Origin of the sequence: Pseudomonas sp. AB6 (assembly GCF_034314105.1) — a bacterium.
GTDB lineage: Bacteria > Pseudomonadota > Gammaproteobacteria > Pseudomonadales > Pseudomonadaceae > Aquipseudomonas.
Genome location: NZ_JAVIWJ010000001.1, coordinates 1,436,256 through 1,454,971, shown reverse-complemented (window position 1 = coordinate 1,454,971; position 18,716 = coordinate 1,436,256). Strand labels below are relative to the sequence as shown.

Here is an 18,716-nt window from a genome sequence, read left to right as displayed (position 1 = left end):
AGTTCCGATTGAACTAACCACCCACATTAGGGCTTCTGACGCCCGCGGTGAAGACTTCGGCCGCGTACCAGAAAGCATCAAACCGCAGGGAATGTTTATGAGTACGTCACACACTAAAGCATCAAAGGATCTGGGTGAGGAACAAACACCTTCATCAAAAGACAGTAGTGAGCAAGTAACTTCACGAATCCGTGAGGGGCTTCCCTTTCCGCTGGGTGCCAATTGGGACGGCCTGGGCGTCAACTTCGCGCTGTTCTCCGCCCACGCCACCAAAGTTGAGCTTTGCCTGTTCGACTCCAGTGGTGAAGTGGAGTTGGAACGTATTGAGTTGCCTGAATACACCGATGAGATTTTTCATGGCTACTTGCCCGATGCCCACCCGGGCTTGATCTACGGCTATCGGGTGTACGGTCCTTACGATCCGCAAAAAGGCCATCGTTTCAATCACAACAAATTGCTGATCGATCCCTATGCGAAACAACTGGTCGGCCAGCTCAAATGGTCTGAGGCCTTGTTCGGCTATACCATTGGCCATGAAGACGGTGACTTAAGTTTCGATGAGCGCGATAGCGCGCCTTTTGTCCCTAAAAGCAAAGTCATTGACCCCGCCTATACATGGGGCCGCGATCAACGAGTCAATGTGCCGTGGGATAAAACCATCATTTATGAAACTCATGTGCGCGGTTTCACCATGCGGCATCCGGCTGTCCCTGAAGACCTGCGTGGCACCTTCTCCGGATTAAGGAACGACGAGGTCATCGAGCACATCCGTAAGCTGGGAGTCACCTCGGTCGAATTGCTACCGATCCATGCGTTTGTCAATGACCAGCATTTGTTGCAAAAAGGCATGACCAACTACTGGGGCTATAACAGCATCGCCTTTTTTGCCCCGGACCCCCGCTACCTTGCTCACGGTAAGATCGCCGAGTTCAAGGAGATGATTGCGCACCTTCACGATGCGGGTCTGGAGGTGATACTTGACGTGGTTTACAACCACACCGCCGAGGGCAATGAGCTAGGCCCGACGTTGTCCATGCGCGGGATTGATAACGCCTCGTATTACCGCCTAATGCCGGACGACAAGCGTTTCTATATTAACGACTCCGGCACTGGAAACACGCTGGACCTCAGCCATCCATGCGTATTGCAGATGGTCACAGACTCGCTGCGCTATTGGGCCACAGAAATGCACGTCGACGGTTTTCGTTTCGACCTCGCTACCATTCTTGGCCGTTATCACGACGGGTTTGACGAACGCCACAGCTTCTTGGTGGCCTGCCGTCAAGACCCGGTGCTGCGCCAAATGAAAATGATTGCCGAACCCTGGGATTGCGGCCCTGGCGGCTATCAGGTCGGCGGATTTCCACCGGGCTGGATGGAATGGAACGACAAGTTTCGGGACACAGTGCGCGCCTTTTGGAAAGGCGACGAAGCTCAATTGTCGGACTTTGCTGCGCGCATGACCGCATCTGGGCAGATGTTCAATCAACGAGGGCGCAGTACTTTTGCCTCGGTCAACTTCATAACCGCCCATGACGGATTTACGTTGCACGACCTGGTGTCCTACAACGACAAGCACAACGAAGATAATGATGAAAACAACCAAGACGGCAGCAACAACAACCTCTCTTGGAACCATGGTGTAGAGGGCCCCTCGGATGACCCTGAAATAAATGCCCTGCGTTTACGGCAGATGCGCAATTTTTTCGCCACGCTGCTGTTCGCGCAAGGCACACCCATGGTGGTAGCAGGTGATGAATTTGCCCGCACTCAACACGGCAATAACAACGCCTACTGCCAAGACAGCGAGATTGGCTGGGTCAATTGGAACCTGGACGAAGACGGCAAATCGTTACTTAAATTTGTCCGCCGTTTGATCAAGCTGCGCCAAAGCTATCCGATCCTGCGACGTGGGCGTTTTCTGGTGGGCGACTACAACGAAGAAATCGGTGTCAAGGACGTGACGTGGCTCGCGCCAACCGGCAGTGAAATGACCATTGAGCAGTGGGAAGACACTAATGGCCGCTGCTTGGGCATGTTGATGGATGGCCGTGCGCAAGTAACCGGGATCCGACGCCCCGGTGCAGACGCAACGTTGATGTTAGTAGTTAATTCACACCACGAGGTGGTCAGCTTCACGTTGCCCGAAGTTCCGGAAGGCGTTTATTGGACCCGTTTGGTCGATACCAACGAGCCGGATATCCGAGGTAATGATCAGCTGCCTTTTGAAACGCAATACGCCGTCACACCGCGATCCCTGCTGCTGTTCGAACTGCATCACGAAGAACAGGCATGAGTCAGGCGCTCGGCGAATTTCTGGGTTGGCGCAAGCACGGTTATGCCGATACGAAAGCGCTGGGCGAATGCTTGCAAGCACTTGTATATGAGGGGCTTGATCAGCTTCCCCTACCCGCCAATGGTCAGACCCTCGCCCGCTGGCGGGGCTTAGCTTGTATAGCCGGTCATGATTTGGGACTGTGCAAGTTGTATGAAGGGCACACCGACGCACTAGCGATCATGGCCGAATTGGTCGCCCCGCCTCCCCCAGTCGGCAGCACCTGGGGTATGTGGGCAGCTGAACCGCCCCATGCCAGAGTTTCTATCAGCATAGATGGTGGCGTGACTAAAAACGGCGATGCACAAGCTGTTCGTTTAGATGGCCGCAAGGCTTGGTGCTCAGGCGCGGCCGTCCTCAGTCACGCATTAGTAACCGCGTGGGACGATGAAAATCAGCAGCAATTGGTGGCGGTTTCCCTAAATCAACCTGGCGTTAGGGTCACCACGCAGGGATGGCGTGCGGTGGGCATGGCCGCCACTGGGAGCGTGGAAGTGCACTTTGAACGGGCGCAGGGCTATCAAGTCGGCTTCCCAGAACAATACCTGTCGCGGTTCGGGTTTTGGCATGGCGGAATCGGTATTGCCGCCTGCTGGTATGGGGCGGCTAATTCCCTCGCAAGCCGCTTGTTAGTGCAGGCTAACAAACACGGAGAACCCCATGCGCTGGCGCATTTAGGGGCGGTCGATACCGCGTTGCACAGCGCAGCAAGCGTATTGCGCAGCAGCGCTCAATACATTGATGATCAACCGACTATCAATGCCGAGCACATAGCGCGGCGCAGTCGAGCGGTGGTTGAAGCCTCTGTCGAACTCGTGATCCAGCACGTCGGCCGAGCATTGGGCGCCGGACCCTATTGCAAGGATTCGCACTTCGCACGTCTGAGCGCTGATTTGCCTGTTTTTCTGCGCCAAAGCCATGCCGAACGAGACCTCGCCGCGCTTGGGCAACTCACCAGTAATTCATTTACCAACCACTCACTCGACAGTGAGCCAGACGTTGGCCGTCAGCCGACAAGGATGTGGGGGCTATGAGCGTAAATTTGATAGTTGGCGAGGGCACGTCGCTACAAACCTGGAATCACTCCAAAAGCTTGGCGCAACTTCCCGTCATGAGCGCTGAACTACTCGTACCCGTTGGTTCTCGGGCGGTGATTGTGGCACCTCACCCCGATGATGAGGTGCTGGGCTTCGGCGGCCTAATGCAACAGCTGGCACAGCTGGGTCGGGCCATGCAGCTAATTTCGGTGACTGACGGCAGCGCCAGCCATCCGGGCTCGAGCACATGGCCGATCGAAAGGCTGGCAGTTATTCGGCCCCAGGAATCCGCAGAAGCGTTGCGCCGTCTTGACTTGCCTTTGCATCGTTTGCAATGGATTCGTGGCGGTTTCCGAGACAGTGCCGTCGCCCAAGATGAACATGGTCTGTGCGGATTCATAGAACGCTACCTGCGCGCCACCGACGTCGTTTTCGTTACTTGGGATCATGACGGTCATAGCGACCACGATGCCGCCGGAAGAGCGACCCTGCGTGCCGCCGAAAACGTGGGTGCGCAGTGTCATCAGGTGCCTATATGGGCATGGCATTGGGCGCAGCCCGAAGATCCAGTGATTCCTTGGCCACGCGCGCGAAAAATTCTGCTTGATCCCATGACCATCGCACGCAAACGTTATGCGGCCCACGCCTTTGCCAGCCAGCTGCAAGGTGATCCCGAAATAGGCCTGCCACCGGTGCTGACCGCCCATGTACTAGAGCGACTGCTGCAACCGTTTGAAGTGGTGTTCCTATGAGCGTCGGCGACCATTACTTCCAGCAGCTTTTTGAACACTGCGACGACCCTTGGGCGTTTAAACAGCGATGGTATGAACGACGTAAAAGAGCCCTGACTTTAGCGGCTCTGACACGTGACCATTACACCGCAATTTTCGAACCGGGCTGCGCCAACGGAGAGCTAAGCGCGGAGTTAGCGCTTCGTGGTGATCGGTTGCTGTGCTGCGACACGTCTAAAATTGCAGTCGATCTCGCCAAGCAGCGACTACGAGGGTTTGATCACGTTAGGGTGCTTCACGCCCGTTTACCGAATGATTGGCCCGACGAAACCTTTGATCTGATCGTTTTCAGTGAATTGGGTTACTACCTAGACCCGCTTGATCTGGACCAATGGATCGACCGAGCTCTCGCCTCGTTGGCATCAAACGGCGAGATACTCGCCTGCCATTGGCGCTCGACCATTGAGGGCTGTCCGCAAACCGCAGACCAAGTCCATAAGCGCCTGCGAGAGCGACTCTCAATGCGCCGATTATTTGCCCATCAGGAGGAGGATTTTTTGCTGGACCTCTGGAGCAGAGATCCGATGTCTGTGGCTCAAAGGGAGGGGTTGCGATGATCGGAATACTGATTCCCGTTCATAACGAAGAGCAGCTATTGAGCTTGTGCCTTCAGACCGTCCTAATAGCCGCTCAGCACCCAGCGCTGAATAGCGAAGCAGTGTTGGTGCTGGTAGTGCTAGACAGTTGTACCGACAGTTCGGCGAATATCGCGCAGGGCCTCGGAGTATTAACCTTGGAGTTGACCGTGCGTAACGTTGGTTTGGCCCGCGCTGCCGGCGCCAGAGTGTTGCTAGAGCAAGGAGTGCGCTGGATCGCCTGCACCGATGCCGACAGCACTGTCGCCGAAGATTGGTTGGTGCAGCAGTTAGCGCTAGAAGCCGATGCGGTATGCGGCACAGTAATACCCGGTCAATGGCACGCAGAGATTCCGCTTGAAGTACAAACTCGCTACTTGCAGGCATATCAAAATGGCGACGGGCATCGTCATATCCATGGAGCCAACCTTGGCGTTAGCGCGACTGCTTACGTCCGTGCCGGAGGATTTCCGCCCTTGGCCTGCCATGAAGACGTAACACTTGTTCAACAACTAGAGTTATGCGGCGCGCGAATCGCGTGGAGTTGCGGCCCCAGAGTAACGACCAGCACCCGACTTGATTGTCGCGCCGCGGGTGGGTTTGGGGATTATCTGAGATCGCTGGTAAATGCTTGAACCGAAGTGAAAACTAGATTCTCTTCGAGATAAAACTCATTCGCCAAGTCCACAATTACGCTGTGTCCGCCTCCCCGCCTTGGTCGGTAGCCGACTCGTTACAAACTCAATAGCGTCTAATAGTTGGCTGCCCGGGAAATCTGTCCTCCCGGCATCAACCACGTTAAACGAACGTTTGCCGTCTATTCTTGATGCGCCGTCTGCATTCCTGACCGGCTCGACTGACCTATGGTTTCACTAAAAAATCGCGCAGCGTCGGCAGTCAAATTGCGATGAATGTCTACCCTGTTTACGCCCTCGGCATCGGTACACAAAATCGCCTGGGTCGCTTGCTGTTCGTCAGAGCAGGGTGCAAGAAACACAAAGTGCCCAGCGCCTGGCAACAATTTGAACTCCGGTGCCTGGGGTAGCTTGCGCGCCAGTGCTTGGGCGTTTTTGTCCAGTGCTAGCAACTGGTCGCCGTCGCCGCTGTACATCAAAACCGGCACATGCACATCCGCCAGCGCGTGGCGGCCGAACATCAAAGTCAGGGGTGCCATCAACATTAAAGCACCCACCCTTGGATCGGCTTCTGGCCGAAGGTCGTCCCGGTCGGCAAGTAATTCGCCTTGAGTCTTGCACGCATCTTTGTCTTCAGGGCGCTCCACGCAATATTTGCGCAGGCGCTGGAGATCAGGCTGAGCCCCGGCCAAAATTAATGCAGTCTCGCCACCGGCTGAATAACCAATCACGCCCACTTGCTGAGCATCGACGTAAGGCGACAACATTGGATCGGCAAGCGCAGCGCTGATTGCTTCTGAAATCTGCAACGGTCGCCCATAGAGATTGCTAAGACTGCCCAACCGGCTGTGATCAAGGTAGTTATCCCCGGGATGGATCACTGCAACTACAACAAAACCTTTTCGGGCAAGGGAGGTAGCAAGATCATGCAGGGCCAGTGGCGTCCCCGTATTCCCGTGAGACAGCATTAGTAATGGGAATCGACCCATTGCAATGTCAGCGTCTTCACTGGCCTCTATCAAGTACCCATCGACCCGGCTGGTCTTTTTTTCGCCGATGGACGGATAAAAGGCAATCGCGTGCATAGGCTGAAGATCTAGGGGATCAAGGAAGGTCAGGCGATGATAGCCCGCACTCCAGCGTCCCGCTGCTTCGACTTGCACCGAAATCAGGCTTGTGAACAAGCAAATCACTAACACCGCACAAAGACGTACCATCGTCAGGCCCCACCTTTGTAGATCCATATAATTTAGGTGTGCAGCTCACTGCGAGTTTCCGCGCTCTGCACCATCTAACGCTGACAGCGCTGATGAAATAAGAGTAGCTACCCGACGAACAGTGCATAAGCCGGGCCAAGCCCTCAAATATCTGTTTAAAGTCACCAAGCATTTTTAGCGTCAGCGTTGATGCATCAATATTACTGCTAACGACATTGGGTTACCTGTCAGTTCTCCGTCAAGATTGATGATCGGTCGTAAAAAGAGCGATAAATGACGCTAAACGAAAAAACTCCATAGCCCTGGCATGACAATGCGGGGCTACGGAGTTTGATAACAACAGTGTTGTCAGGTAATGAAACGCTTAAGCAGCGGCAAACAACGTTTCACTGATCTGCTTTTGTGCGGCAATCATCGCGTTGGCGCGAGGTTCATCACCGTAGGCTAAACCGTGAGCGAAGACGAATTGGATATCGGTGATGCCGAGAAAGCCAAACAGGAGCCTAAGATAGTCTTCGTGACCAACGCTAGACGGTTGGCCAACATGCAGCCCGCCAGAGGTGGAGACGATAATGATTTTTTTGCCGGCGCATAGGCCTTTTGGACCATTCTCATCGTAGGCAAAGGTTCGACCGGTTACGGAGATACGGTCGATCCAGGCTTTCAGTTGAGTCGGCAAGGTGAAGTTATACATCGGCGCGCCAATCACCACCAAGTCTGCCAATAGAAACTCTTGCAGAATCGCTTCATTGGTATCGACTTCGGCCTGTTGCGCCGGGCTGCGTGCCTCACTAGGCGTGCCACCTGCGGCGAGCGTGGCAGCTGAGAAATGGTCCAGCGGGCTTTGAGCCAAGTCACGGTAAGTCACTTGGCCGCCGGTCTCGACCGCTTTCCATGCCTGAACAACGCTGCTGCTGAGCTGACGGGAGGCAGAGTGATCGCCAAGAATGCTGGAATCGAGATGCAGAAGTTTCATGAAGCTCTCCAAGTAGGAATTGCCGCAAGGGCAATCAAGTACGGATCATCCTACAGTGCAAACTAATAGCTGATTAGTCAGCATAAATGCGATAGTTCGTCCCACACATAGAACAGTCAGGTTTTCCCATGCAGGATCTTAACGATCTGTATTACTTCGCAAAAGTGGTAGAAGCAGGCGGTTTCGCTGCGGCCGGACGTGTATTGGGGATTCCCAAGTCTCGCCTGTCACGGCGAATTGCTGAGTTGGAAACCCGGCTCAATGCCAGCTTACTGCAACGCACCACGCGTAAATTGGCGCTGACCGCCGTGGGCGAGCGTTACCTTCAACATTGCCAGGCCATGCTGCTTGAGGCGGACATGGCAGATGAAGCCGTGGCTTCGCTGTCGGCCGAACCTCGGGGTCGGCTTAGAGTGTCCTGTCCGGTCGGGTTGATCCATTGGGAACTGTCTAATGTGGTCAGTGATTTTGTCGCCAACTTTCCCCAGGTTCAGCTGGAAATGCTGCTGGTCAACCGCCGAGTGGACTTGGTTAACGAAGGCATCGACGTCGCGTTACGGGTGCGAGATATCGGGGACGAAGACCCAAGCCTGATTGTGCGGAACTTGGCTCCAACAATGGCCGTACTGGTTGCGGCGCCCGTGTTGCTGCTCGACCGGATCATTAGCACGCCCCAAGACCTGGCCAGCCTCCCGGTATTGGGCGCCATCGAGGCGGATCGCAAGGTTCATTATCAATTGGTTCACCGCAACGGTACGCGTTGCGAGATGTCCATGGACGCACGGCTGGCCATTGACGACTTCCCCATCCGAAAAACCGCCGCGTTAAGAGGCTTGGGTTTTAGCATGCTGCCCCTGATGAACTGTCGTGAAGAACTGGCCGATGGGCGCCTGGTACAACTGCTACCCGACTGGTCATTGCCCGGTGGCCATCTGCAAGCGGCCTATACCCAACGACGCGGTACACTGCCGGCGGTGCGTGCTTGGATTGATCACATCAGTGCAGCCTTTACCCACGACACAGGGGATCACGGCTGCTTTCAACGGCAATTAGCAAGGATCCCATGATGACCCCAGAACAGGTTGCACAGTTTTGCCTGACGCTTCCGGGCGCCAGAGAAGATTACAAATGGGGGGGTACCCGAGTATTTTCAGTGGTGCAAAACAAAATGTTTGCCGTGCTTGATTTGGCAGGAATGGGTTTGTCGTTCAAGATTGGGCCTGAGCTATTTCTTGGCTATGTCGACCGCGCTGGCATCCGTCCGGCGCCTTATTTGGCTCGAGCTTTTTGGGTCAGCATCGCCCCGCCTTACCCGCTCAGCGACAATGAGCTATGTGAATTACTCACCCGCTCGCATCAGCAGGTAGTAAGTAAGTTGCCAAAGATTCGTCAGATTGGGTTAAGGCTCGATCAGTAAAGATGCCGCGCTAGAAAACGCCCGCCTAGCAGCAAACGATCAAACCAAAACAGCTGATGCAATAAAACGATGAGCCAAAAGATGATTTGGTAAGACAGTTTCCGCGTTTTATGTCGAAAAATTTGCTGCGCGATTAAACCTCCCGGCCAACCACCCAACAGTTCGGCACCGTGCAGGACTTTCTCCGGCATGCGCCACTGCGCATTTTGCGCCTGGAACTTATCTCGCCAGTAAAGAAAGAAGGTGAGCACGCTCATTACGCTATATAACAATGCCGGAACCGCTGAGACATGGCCGATCAGCATCGACAATGCGCCGAAAACCGGCAACGCCCACAGCCCCAACAGAAGAAACAGCTTGAGCCGAAGATGCTGCACAGTCTGTTTCCTCACACGAGAGTGAGCGCTCTGGTCCATTGGTCAGGTCTCTTACGCCGTTACCGACGACCAGTCGATCCACCCGAACTTCCAGGTGGCAAGAATCAGCAAGCCAAAGACAATGCGATACCAGGCAAATGCTGCATAGCTGTGGCTGGAGATGAACTTCAACAGCGCGCGTACCGCGATCATGGCAAAAATGAACGACACTACAAAACCAATCGCAATGACTGGAAAGTCGTCCGGCTGGAACAGATGGCGATATTTAAAGCCCGAATAAATGGCGGCACCGACCATTGTCGGCATGGCTAAGAAGAACGAAAATTCGGTTGCGGTCTTGCGTGACAGACCGAACAACAAACCGCTGATAATCGTTGCACCCGAACGCGAGGTGCCGGGTATCATCGCAAGGCACTGCGCGCAACCGACCTTCAAGGCGTCGCCCCAGGTCATCTCTTCCACCGTTTCGGCATGTACCACATGCTGGCGACGCTCAGCCCACAACATGACTACCCCACCGATTACTAACGCGGTGGCGACTGTGATTGGGTTGAACAGGTATTGGTGAATCAAGTCGGCAAACATGATCCCCAAAACCACCGCTGGTAAAACAGCAATGATCAGGTTCAACGTAAAACGCTGAGCTTCGCGCTGTTTGGGCAGCCCGACGATAACGTCGAAAATCTTGCGCCGAAACTCCCAAACCACCGCCAGAATTGCCCCGAGCTGGATGATGATATTAAACGCCATTGCCCGTTCGCCGCCGAAGCCAATCAAATCAGCGACGATGATCTGATGTCCCGTGCTGGAAATCGGCAAAAACTCCGTCAACCCTTCAACAACCCCAAGTATCGTCGCTTGTGCGGCGGTCCAAAGATCCATCATTCCCCCCATGAGGCGCTGCTCTCGGCATGCCTTATTAGTATGTCTAATTGAAGTGCGTTCGCGACGTCCGATATCTATCGGGGTGACAGTGTGGCCATTGATACGTGAAAAAGGTGTGAGACCCTCATGTTTATGCATAACGCGCCGAAATGCTGACAGACACACGTTATTAACGTTGTACAGTGAACAGTGTGGTGCCTGCTCTATGCGGTTGCATGACAGTAAAAAAAGAATAAAACGTTATGGAGTGGAACCTCATGAACAGTTTGCGCAGTATGTCGATCAGCCGCCGTCTTTGGCTGATTCTAGTGGTCTCGGCAGTTATGCTGTTTATGCTTGGCGTATTGATGCTCAAGCAAATTCACGCTGACCTGTACGCCGGAAAAGCCGAAAAAACCCACCATCTTGTAGAAACCGTCAGCGGCATCCTGACTTACTTTCATGATCAGGAAGTCGCGGGCAAACTCAGTCGCGATCAAGCGCAACAACAAGCGCAGGCAATTGTACGCGGGCTTCGCTACAACCAGAACGAGTACTTCTGGATAAACGATTTGCGCCCTGTGATGATCATGCATCCGGCCAACCAAAAACTCGAAGGCCAAGACCTGTCAGCGATCAAAGACGCCGATGGCATATTTATCTTCAATGAAATGGTCGCTATCGCAAAAACTAAAGGCTCGGGCGCGCTGAATTACCGCTGGCCCAAACCGGGCGCTAGCACTGCGGTAGAAAAGACTTCCTTCGTTCAATTATTCGAACCGTGGGGCTGGGTAGTCGGTTCGGGGGTTTACATCAACGACCTGCAGGAAGAATTTTATGCGCAGGTCTGGAAAGCATCTTTTGCAGGATTCAGCATTGCGTTGCTTATGGCGTTGCTGGTGGTAATGATTTCCAGAAGTATCGTGCGGCCATTACAGGACGCCGTTGATGCTATGGCTAATATCTCTAGCGGCGAAAGTGACTTGACTTTAAGCCTGGATACCCATGGACGAGACGAGGTGACGCAACTTGCGACTCATTTCAACGCGTTCACCACCAAGTTGAAGCTGGTCGTGGAGCAACTGCTGGACGCGGCGGCGGCGCTCGGGTTGGCGTCAACCGAGCTGGGAAGTAGCGCCACCCAAGCGCAGGTCCATAGCCAACAACAATCGCAGCAAATGGAACTTGTGGCGACCGCCATCAATGAAGTGACTTACGGCGTTCAAGACGTCGCCAAGAACGCCGAGCAGGCGGCCAGTGAAATGCGCGATGCGGAAAATCAGGCCAAACAAGGTCAGGTCAACATCGACAGCAGCTTGCGACAGATCGATCTGTTGTCCAATACCATTACCCAGGCAGTAGCCGTCATCCAGACCCTGGCGGCTGAAAGCACGCAGATTGGCAGCGTGCTGGAGGTCATTCGCTCCATCGCTGATCAAACCAACTTGCTGGCGTTAAACGCGGCTATTGAAGCAGCCCGGGCTGGAGAGCAAGGTCGCGGCTTTGCAGTGGTGGCGGATGAAGTCCGCCTGTTGGCACAACGCACACAAAAATCAACGGCTGAAATCCAGACAATGATTGAACGTCTTCAGGGCCATTCCAATGCGGCAGTCAAAGTAATCGGCGACAGCAGCCACGCGTCGCAATTGACTATAGACCAAGCCAATCAAGCCGGTGCAAGCCTGACCTTAATCACCCAAGCCTTGCGCAACCTCAACGGTTTGAATGCCTCGATTGCCAGCGCCACCTTGGAGCAGGCGCATGTGGTCGAAGACATCAATCAAAACGTCACCCACGCGGCAAGCCTGTCACAAGATGCTGCCTACGCCGCAGAACACTCCAGCACCGCCAGCGTGCAACTGCGTACGCTGAGTGATCGGTTGAACACGTTGTTGGGGCAGTTTCGGGTATAGGCTTGCAGCTAATCCAAAGGCAAAACCCGATCCGCTGTAGAAAACCACTTGTTGGCGAGCCACTCACCTGGCGCACCCGCGGAGAAAACCTCGCCAACAAGTCCGATATCTAAAACGCCCCTTTCTCATACACCCCAACTTCCCCGCCATTCTTAACCCGCTTACAATCCCACGCGGATTTTTCCCCGCAGTGCAAGGAGTTGTCATGTCCGGGCTTGAACTATTCGCTGCCGCACTGGGCGTCACTGCTGTGTGGCTGACGGTGAAACAGAACCGCTGGTGTTGGCCCATAGGCCTGGTCATGGTGCTGATGTATACGTGGGTATTTTTCGACGTGAAGCTGTATTCCGACATGCTGCTGCAAGTGGTGTACGCCCTGTTGCAAGTGTACGGTTGGTGGCAATGGACACGTCGCAACCCGGCACACCCGGCGCGGCAGGTCAGTTATCTGGATATGAGCTCACTGCTGATGAGTTTGGCTATGGGCGCGTTAGTCAGCCTAGCCTTGGGCACCGTCATGGCGCACTTCACCGATGCCGCTCAACCTTGGCTGGATGCAACGTTGACGGGATTCAGCCTGGTTGCTCAAGTGTGGATGGCGCAAAAGCGTGTGCAGTGCTGGCCGTTATGGATTCTGCTGGATGTCATTTTTGTCGGACTGTTCATCTACAAAGACCTTTACCTCACTGCCGGTCTGTACGCGCTGTTTACCTTGATTGCTGTTGAGGGCTGGCGCGAATGGCGCAACGATCTGGTGCTTTTACGATGAAAGTACTGGTGTTGGCCGGTCCTGAGTCCAGCGGTAAAAGTGAGTTGGCTTCCCGTATTCAAGCGCGTTTCGGTGGCCTGTTGGTCGGCGAATACGTGCGCCATTTCATTGAAAAACATTCGCGCGACACCTGTTATGAAGACATTAACGCTATCGCCCAAGGTCAACTGGCCTGGGAAGATGCCGCACGAGCTGAAATGCCGGAATTGTTGATTCTCGATACCCACCTGTTGAGCAACATACTGTGGAGCCAAACACTATTTGGCAAATGTCCAGCTTGGCTCGAGCTGCAATTATTGAATCGGCACTACGACCTGCACCTATTGCTGGCTCCAGAAGGTGTCGGATGGGTCGGTGACGGCCAACGCTGCCAGCTTTACTTAAGCGATCGCCAAGCATTTTTCAATGCTGGTCAGCAGTGGCTGAAGACCCATTCACGACCGTACCAAGTAATCGGCGGCGATTGGAACTCCAGAGAGAAACAAGCATCCATTACCGTCAACCAACTTTTAACGAAGGTACAAACACGCTCTGATTGCTAAAAAATCAGACTACTGTCCGTTTTTGATACAGCTGAAGCGTTCCAGCCGCTGCATTAGACACATCGCCATCAAAACGCCTTCATGTGTTACATAAATGACACACTCCAATTGCTGCACTCATTGGGGGTACAACGCGGCACAAACTCGGGTCTATCCAATTGGATGTGTATCAAATAAGTTACGACCTCAATTAAATATACCTGCGTTCGTTCGCAATATATTGATTTTATATAAGATTTTTGAAGTGGCACATCTCCTGCTCTCTTTCCTGCATCGCTGATTAGGGCCAGCGCATCTAAAAAGGAGGAGTGTCATGGGGCGTTTCAAAAAAGGATTGTTTAGCCTGCTAACGTTCAGTTGCGCCGGCAGTATGTTCATACACTTACCAGCGTTTGCGGGTGATGGTGTAATTGTTCTTGAACGTACGGTTCAACCGCACGTGGCGACTAGCCCATTAATGCGCCCCGATCCACATCCCACCACTGTCAATTCCAACCCGTCGGGTCAAATTCTTGGGGCCGTTCGCAGCTCCGAATTGTCTGACCGTGATTTTGCTAGCGTCAGCAGTGGTGCAACGATCAGCCATGTATTGATGCAGGGCGGCAGTTTGCGCGGCATCAACGCGATTGACCGCGGGTTGCCAGGGTTAAGCTCGGGCCATTCGGGCGCAAGCACCAATGGAGTCGCCGGACAAGTAACCAGCGCCGTTCAACAAGGCCTGGCACCGCTGCGAATGATGACAGGAGATATGAAGTGAGCCGCTCGGTATTGCTGGTGGCAATGCTCTGTTCCTGCGTAGCGCACGCCGACTCAACCAGTTCGGTATTAGATCAAGCCCTGCTCAACAGTAGTGGGCAGAGTTATCAGGGTAACTTCTCAGTTAACCAAGCCGCAGGCGATCAAACGCAACAAGTCAATGGACGCGTTATCGCTATTGGCACCCAAGCGCGGACAAGCGGCCAATATCGTCAGCAACTCAGCACTCGTGCCGACCCCGCACGGGACGCGCGATCGACCATCGAAGGCAATGCCTTCAGCAACGGCGACGGAATTCTTGGCGTAAACCAGTCATCAGGCGCCAACAACCAACAAATTAACGCTGTGCGCCTGAGCGTCAGTGTTCAGCCGCAAAGCATCGACGACAGCGCTCTGTCACAGCAAAACGTGGCGCTGTTGCAAGGGTCCGGTTCACCCGAACATTCTCCCGGCAACCGCCAGGTCGCTACTAGCGATCAGGCCTTCACCGGTAGTCGTGGAGTTGTTCAGTTGAATCAGAGCGCTGGGGTGGGAAACCAATCGGTGAACACCCTAAGCGTCCGGGTATCGAACTGACCCGGCGGTAGACAGCAACAAATGTTCCAACACTTACCTACCTAATAAGAATGGAGAAACACCATGAAACCTACAATTGCAATCAAGCCTTTGGTCTTGGCACTCGCCGCAATCATGGCTGTAGCCGCTCAAGCGGCTGAACATGGCAGCAACGACCATCGCGGGAACAATGATGATTCCAGCCCTCTGCTGAGCCTTTTAATCAATGCCGGTTCCGCAGCCACTGTCATGGATTCACAAAGCAGCCATAACAACAAGATTCTCAACCAAGGCACGCAAAACAACGCGACTGTCGAAGGTTCTGGCTCTAATGCCAATGGCAACTTGGGAATCAACGTCGCGGGCGGCGACGCGAACCAACAGGACAATGCTGCAGCCATCGCCACCGCTGACGAAAGCTTCATTTTCGGCAGCGCTATATCGGCCACCAGTGCGACCCAAACCAATACCAATAACACAGTGGGTAACTACTCTTCACGCAACAACGCCTCGCTCAGCAACTCGGCCAATGGCAGCTCAGGCAACGTAGGGGTAAACGTGGCTTCTGGCGACTTCAACCAACAGAAAAACAACTTGGCTATTGCCGTGTCTGGCGGTCGTGTCGCCTCCGCATCAGCCTCCGCCAACCAGACGTCCAGCGGCTCCTCCGTCGGCAACTACGCTACTCAGACCTACGACAAAGTAACTCTTAAAGATACTGTCGATGTTAAAGGTTCTTATAAGGGCACAGGCGAAGGCACCGTGGCGAATAACGAAAACCGTGGCTGGGGTAGCGAACGCAGCAATAAAGACAAGCTGTCCTTCACCGAAAGTGGGACCGTTGAGCTGAGCGGCGTTGCGACTTATCAGGTATTGACTCCAAGCGGTTGGGCAAACCCTGTAACCAACAGCGCATCATTGAGCAATTCGTTGAACAACGTCTCCGGCAACGTCGGCGCTAACGTATCTGCGGGCATTGGCAACCAACAAAGCAACTCGCTGTCCATTGCGGCTGGCTGCAAAGCCTGCATGTAAAGCAAATGGTAAATGGGGTTCTCCTAGAGAGCCCCTTTCTTCAAGTCAAACTTGAAGATTAGTGATCTGATGTCGCCGTAATCGCAGAGGGTTTAACCATGCGCAGTACAGCTCTTTTCTGCTTGTTGTTACTCGCAGGGCTGACTCAGGCTGGCCAAATGGCGGTGCCAGGGTTACCAGGTTCGAACTTGGTATATAAGCATATTCAAAGTATTCGCGAGCGCCGGTTCAGCGATTTAGTAGAACAGAAAACTGACTTCAGCTGTGGCGCTGCCGCACTGGCCACTGTATTGCGCCAAGCCTACTGGCTGGATGTCACGGAAAATCAATTGATCGAGGGGATGCTCGTCACCGCAGATCCGAGCATGGTTCGCACTCAGGGTTTTTCCATGCTCGACATGAAACGCTACGTAGAAAGCATCGGAATGCGCGCCAGAGGCTATCGCATCCCAGCAGACAACCTGGACCGCCTCACTATTCCAGTGGTAGTGCTGATGGATATTCGCGGTTACAAGCATTTTGTAGTGATGCAAAAAGCACAGAAGGACTGGGTGTACATCGGTGATCCGGTATTGGGTCATAAACGTTATACGCGTGAAGACTTCGCAAAAGGTTGGAACGGCATCATTTTTGCTGTTATTGGCCCAGGGTATGACAAGAGCAATGCCCTATTGGACCCGCCGCTGCCCGTTACTGCCAAGGGTGGAGTGGATGCCTTCAAACCTGTCCGAGATGCTGAGTTGTTGGAATTCGGCTTTATGAAAAGCGATTTTTTCTAAGGGTTATTTAGTAATTACCTAATAATAACAAGGGCACACGGAGCCGCACATGAACAGTTATCAGTGGTTAGCTGCTGCTGGCCTGGCCGTTAGTTTTTCCACGCACGCTTCTACATCATTTCAACCAATTGAACTCAAAGATCAGGAATTGGCTCAACTTCGCGGTCGTTATGTCATGCCCGACCGTATCGTTTATTTCGGATTGACTATGACCAGCACGTGGCAAAATGCTGCCGGTGAAGTCTTGGGAGCAAAAACGACATTGGACGTTCAACAAAACATTATTAAACCACAATTTTATGTATCGCTTGTTAATCAAAAGGGTAACGGGGCTACGCCGATTAATGGCACTGGTTCTATCACCGGTGGTGCTGGCTTGAACACGATTCAGGGCGTAGCACAAAGCACTCGCACGGCCGGTGACAGCAACAATTCCAGCAATAATGTCGATATAAGCATTCAGCAAAACGGACAAGTTCCCCCGACTGTAACCAATCAGGGCCAACTTTTGAACAGCGGCGCAACCATCAGCACCGCCAATGGCGCAGGGGCGTTGTCGGTATCAGCAGTCAATGGCGGCGTGCAATTAGCCATTCAAGGCAGTAATAATCAAGGAGACGCCTTACAGCGCATTGCGGCCGGCGGAGTGTCACAGGCGGTCAACCTGATTGGCTCTGGCAACCAAGTTCAAAACTTGACACAACTCAATATTGTGCTAAGAAACGAACTCCCTTCCGCGGGTTCGTTAAATAATAGCCTGGAGCAGTTAAAGGGGCTTCGGTCCCTCGGTTATTGAACTACGCTGTGCCTATAAAAAATACAATAACGGAAGGCAAGAAAATTATGCACCGATCGTTCTCGTTTCACGCGGTTATTTGTTTAAGTGCGTTGTTGCCAACGGCCTTTGTTCAGGCGGCAAGCGACGCAGATGTCGAGACACTGAAACAGGAACTTCTAGAACTGAAACAACGTTACGATGTTCAGCAAAAATCGTTAATGGTGCTTGAACAACGCGTGCGCCAGGTTGAGGACCAACCGGCGATCCCTCAACCCAAAAGGCTGGTACGTTCACCCGCCAGTTCTGTCAACGGCAGCACCGCGTCCTCCGCCAGCATCGGCGGCCATGCTTCGGGTTCATCAACCTCCAGCAGCTCTTACGGCCAATCGCTAAAAGATGATTCCGAGCCAGCGCAGAGCGTGACCAACTTGTATAACGAGGCCAGCGGATTTTTTGGAGGCGGCACTTTCAGTTTGGAGACCGGCCTTACCTATACTCACTACGACACTCACCAGCTAATCCTCAATGGCTTTCTGGCGCTTGATTCAATATTTCTCGGCAGTATCGGTGTCGACCACGTCAAGGCCGATAACTGGACACTGGATTTGACCGGGCGCTATAACTTTGACCAACGTTGGCAATTCGACCTGAACGTACCCGTTATTTATCGAGACACCGCCTACTCTTCGGCGGGGGCAGGCAACTCCAGCACCGGGATTTCCGAGGTCGACGTCAAGCGCGACCCGACGGTAGGAGATATCAACTTTGGGGTCGCTTATAAATTTCTTGATGAAACTGCCAACCGGCCCGATGCGATCTTTACCTTCCGCATCAAAGCACCGACAGGCAAAAACCCTTATGGCATCAAACTACAACGCTCCAGCCAAAACGATAATCTTTCTACACCTGAAAGTCTGCCGACCGGTAATGGCGTATGGTCGGTGACGCCGGGCCTCTCGCTGGTTAAAACCATCGACCCGGCGGTACTGTTTGGCAGCATCGCTTACACTTACAACATGCAGGATTCGTTCAGCGATATCAGCCCTACCGAAGGCATCAAAGTGCCGGGCAGAGTGAAACTTGGCGATACCTTCCAGATCGGCGCCGGTATCGCGTTCGCCTTGAACGAAAAAATGAGCATGTCGTTCTCGGTATCTGACTTGATCGCTATGAAAAGTAAGGTCAATCAAGAGGGTGCAGGCTGGCAAACCATTAGTAACAGCGACGCCAATGCTGGGTATTTCAACGTTGGCATGACCTTGGCGGTATCGGATAAACTGACCATTGTTCCTAATCTCTCGATCGGACTGACGGCCGATGCACCGGATTTTACCTTTAGCGTTAAACTCCCTTATTACTTCTGAG

At 53.5% G+C, this 18,716-nt stretch carries 20 protein-coding genes and 1 pseudogene; 17 read left to right on the top strand and 4 right to left on the bottom strand.

Going from position 1 to position 18,716, the window contains the following annotated elements; translation table 11 throughout:
* Nucleotides 1–97: 97 nt before the first annotated feature.
* From glgX to RGW60_RS07110, 5 genes are read left to right on the top strand one after another with little or no spacing between them, the layout of a single operon-like run.
* Complete coding sequence (gene glgX, locus RGW60_RS07130) at nucleotides 98–2,296, top strand: glycogen debranching protein GlgX (RefSeq protein WP_322203416.1); 2,199 nt, start codon at nucleotides 98–100, stop codon at nucleotides 2,294–2,296.
* Nucleotides 2,293–3,369, top strand: coding sequence for an acyl-CoA dehydrogenase family protein (locus RGW60_RS07125; RefSeq protein WP_322203414.1), 1,077 nt, complete (start codon nucleotides 2,293–2,295; stop codon nucleotides 3,367–3,369). Before glgX ends, RGW60_RS07125 begins: the two co-directional genes overlap by 4 nt.
* The gene (locus RGW60_RS07120) at nucleotides 3,366–4,124 is read left to right on the top strand and encodes a PIG-L family deacetylase (protein ID WP_322203411.1); all 759 of its coding nucleotides are present in this window, start codon (nucleotides 3,366–3,368) and stop codon (nucleotides 4,122–4,124) included. Before RGW60_RS07125 ends, RGW60_RS07120 begins: the two co-directional genes overlap by 4 nt.
* Nucleotides 4,121–4,720: a class I SAM-dependent methyltransferase gene (locus RGW60_RS07115; protein WP_322203409.1), complete on the top strand. Its 600-nt coding sequence runs from the start codon at nucleotides 4,121–4,123 to the stop codon at nucleotides 4,718–4,720. Before RGW60_RS07120 ends, RGW60_RS07115 begins: the two co-directional genes overlap by 4 nt.
* A complete protein-coding gene (locus RGW60_RS07110; protein WP_322203407.1) occupies nucleotides 4,717–5,373 on the top strand; it encodes a glycosyltransferase family A protein in 657 nt (218 codons plus the stop codon). Before RGW60_RS07115 ends, RGW60_RS07110 begins: the two co-directional genes overlap by 4 nt.
* A gap of 182 nt (nucleotides 5,374–5,555) precedes the next feature.
* Here RGW60_RS07110 and RGW60_RS07105 read toward each other — a convergent pair whose 3' ends face one another.
* Both RGW60_RS07105 and RGW60_RS07100 read right to left on the bottom strand, forming a co-directional pair.
* A complete protein-coding gene (locus tag RGW60_RS07105; RefSeq protein WP_322203405.1) occupies nucleotides 5,556–6,590 on the bottom strand; it encodes a dienelactone hydrolase in 1,035 nt (344 codons plus the stop codon).
* 364 nt (nucleotides 6,591–6,954) lie between these two features.
* A complete protein-coding gene (locus RGW60_RS07100) occupies nucleotides 6,955–7,566 on the bottom strand; it encodes an FMN-dependent NADH-azoreductase (RefSeq protein WP_322203403.1) in 612 nt (203 codons plus the stop codon).
* 128 nt (nucleotides 7,567–7,694) lie between these two features.
* Between RGW60_RS07100 and RGW60_RS07095 the strand changes: the two genes are divergently transcribed.
* Together RGW60_RS07095 and RGW60_RS07090 are read left to right on the top strand one after the other, a co-directional pair.
* A complete protein-coding gene (locus tag RGW60_RS07095) occupies nucleotides 7,695–8,633 on the top strand; it encodes a LysR substrate-binding domain-containing protein (protein ID WP_322203401.1) in 939 nt (312 codons plus the stop codon).
* Complete coding sequence (locus RGW60_RS07090; RefSeq protein ID WP_322203399.1) at nucleotides 8,633–8,983, top strand: MmcQ/YjbR family DNA-binding protein; 351 nt, start codon at nucleotides 8,633–8,635, stop codon at nucleotides 8,981–8,983. The genes RGW60_RS07095 and RGW60_RS07090 overlap by 1 nt, the downstream gene beginning before the upstream one ends.
* On the opposite strand, the gene RGW60_RS07085 is transcribed toward RGW60_RS07090, so the two are convergent.
* Together RGW60_RS07085 and RGW60_RS07080 are read right to left on the bottom strand one after the other, a co-directional pair.
* Nucleotides 8,977–9,399: a DUF1294 domain-containing protein gene (locus RGW60_RS07085; protein WP_322203397.1), complete on the bottom strand. Its 423-nt coding sequence runs from the start codon at nucleotides 9,397–9,399 to the stop codon at nucleotides 8,977–8,979. The two genes, RGW60_RS07090 and RGW60_RS07085, sit on opposite strands and share 7 nt — an antisense overlap.
* A gap of 12 nt (nucleotides 9,400–9,411) precedes the next feature.
* Complete coding sequence (locus RGW60_RS07080; protein WP_322203395.1) at nucleotides 9,412–10,242, bottom strand: undecaprenyl-diphosphate phosphatase; 831 nt, start codon at nucleotides 10,240–10,242, stop codon at nucleotides 9,412–9,414.
* Nucleotides 10,243–10,487: 245 nt separating this feature from the next.
* On the opposite strand from RGW60_RS07080, the pseudogene RGW60_RS23735 reads away from it, so the two are divergent.
* The 10 genes and pseudogenes from RGW60_RS23735 to RGW60_RS07035 form a co-directional block, all read left to right on the top strand.
* Nucleotides 10,488–11,276: pseudogene (locus RGW60_RS23735) on the top strand (cache domain-containing protein); the annotation flags it as partial.
* 126 nt (nucleotides 11,277–11,402) lie between these two features.
* Nucleotides 11,403–12,137: a methyl-accepting chemotaxis protein gene (locus RGW60_RS23730; RefSeq protein ID WP_407074047.1), complete on the top strand. Its 735-nt coding sequence runs from the start codon at nucleotides 11,403–11,405 to the stop codon at nucleotides 12,135–12,137.
* Nucleotides 12,138–12,342: 205 nt separating this feature from the next.
* A complete protein-coding gene (gene pnuC / locus RGW60_RS07070) occupies nucleotides 12,343–12,906 on the top strand; it encodes a nicotinamide riboside transporter PnuC (RefSeq protein WP_322203391.1) in 564 nt (187 codons plus the stop codon).
* On the top strand, nucleotides 12,903–13,448 hold the full coding sequence (locus RGW60_RS07065) for an AAA family ATPase (protein ID WP_322203389.1): 546 nt from the start codon (nucleotides 12,903–12,905) through the stop codon (nucleotides 13,446–13,448). The genes pnuC and RGW60_RS07065 overlap by 4 nt, the downstream gene beginning before the upstream one ends.
* A 313-nt stretch (nucleotides 13,449–13,761) precedes the next feature.
* A complete protein-coding gene (locus RGW60_RS07060; RefSeq protein ID WP_322203387.1) occupies nucleotides 13,762–14,205 on the top strand; it encodes a hypothetical protein in 444 nt (147 codons plus the stop codon).
* Nucleotides 14,202–14,780 (top strand): adhesin, encoded by a 579-nt coding sequence (locus RGW60_RS07055; RefSeq protein ID WP_322203385.1) that lies wholly within the window; start codon nucleotides 14,202–14,204, stop codon nucleotides 14,778–14,780. Before RGW60_RS07060 ends, RGW60_RS07055 begins: the two co-directional genes overlap by 4 nt.
* Before the next feature lie 63 nt (nucleotides 14,781–14,843).
* A complete protein-coding gene (locus RGW60_RS07050; protein ID WP_322203383.1) occupies nucleotides 14,844–15,794 on the top strand; it encodes a heme utilization protein in 951 nt (316 codons plus the stop codon).
* A gap of 98 nt (nucleotides 15,795–15,892) precedes the next feature.
* Nucleotides 15,893–16,573 carry a C39 family peptidase gene (locus RGW60_RS07045; protein ID WP_322203381.1) on the top strand — a complete coding sequence of 227 codons (681 nt, stop codon included), beginning with the start codon at nucleotides 15,893–15,895 and terminating at the stop codon, nucleotides 16,571–16,573.
* 49 nt (nucleotides 16,574–16,622) lie between these two features.
* Nucleotides 16,623–17,369 carry a hypothetical protein gene (locus tag RGW60_RS07040; RefSeq protein ID WP_322203379.1) on the top strand — a complete coding sequence of 249 codons (747 nt, stop codon included), beginning with the start codon at nucleotides 16,623–16,625 and terminating at the stop codon, nucleotides 17,367–17,369.
* A 47-nt stretch (nucleotides 17,370–17,416) separates the two neighbouring features.
* Nucleotides 17,417–18,715 (top strand): hypothetical protein, encoded by a 1,299-nt coding sequence (locus RGW60_RS07035; RefSeq protein ID WP_322203377.1) that lies wholly within the window; start codon nucleotides 17,417–17,419, stop codon nucleotides 18,713–18,715.
* The last annotated feature ends 1 nt before the right edge of the window (nucleotide 18,716 follow it).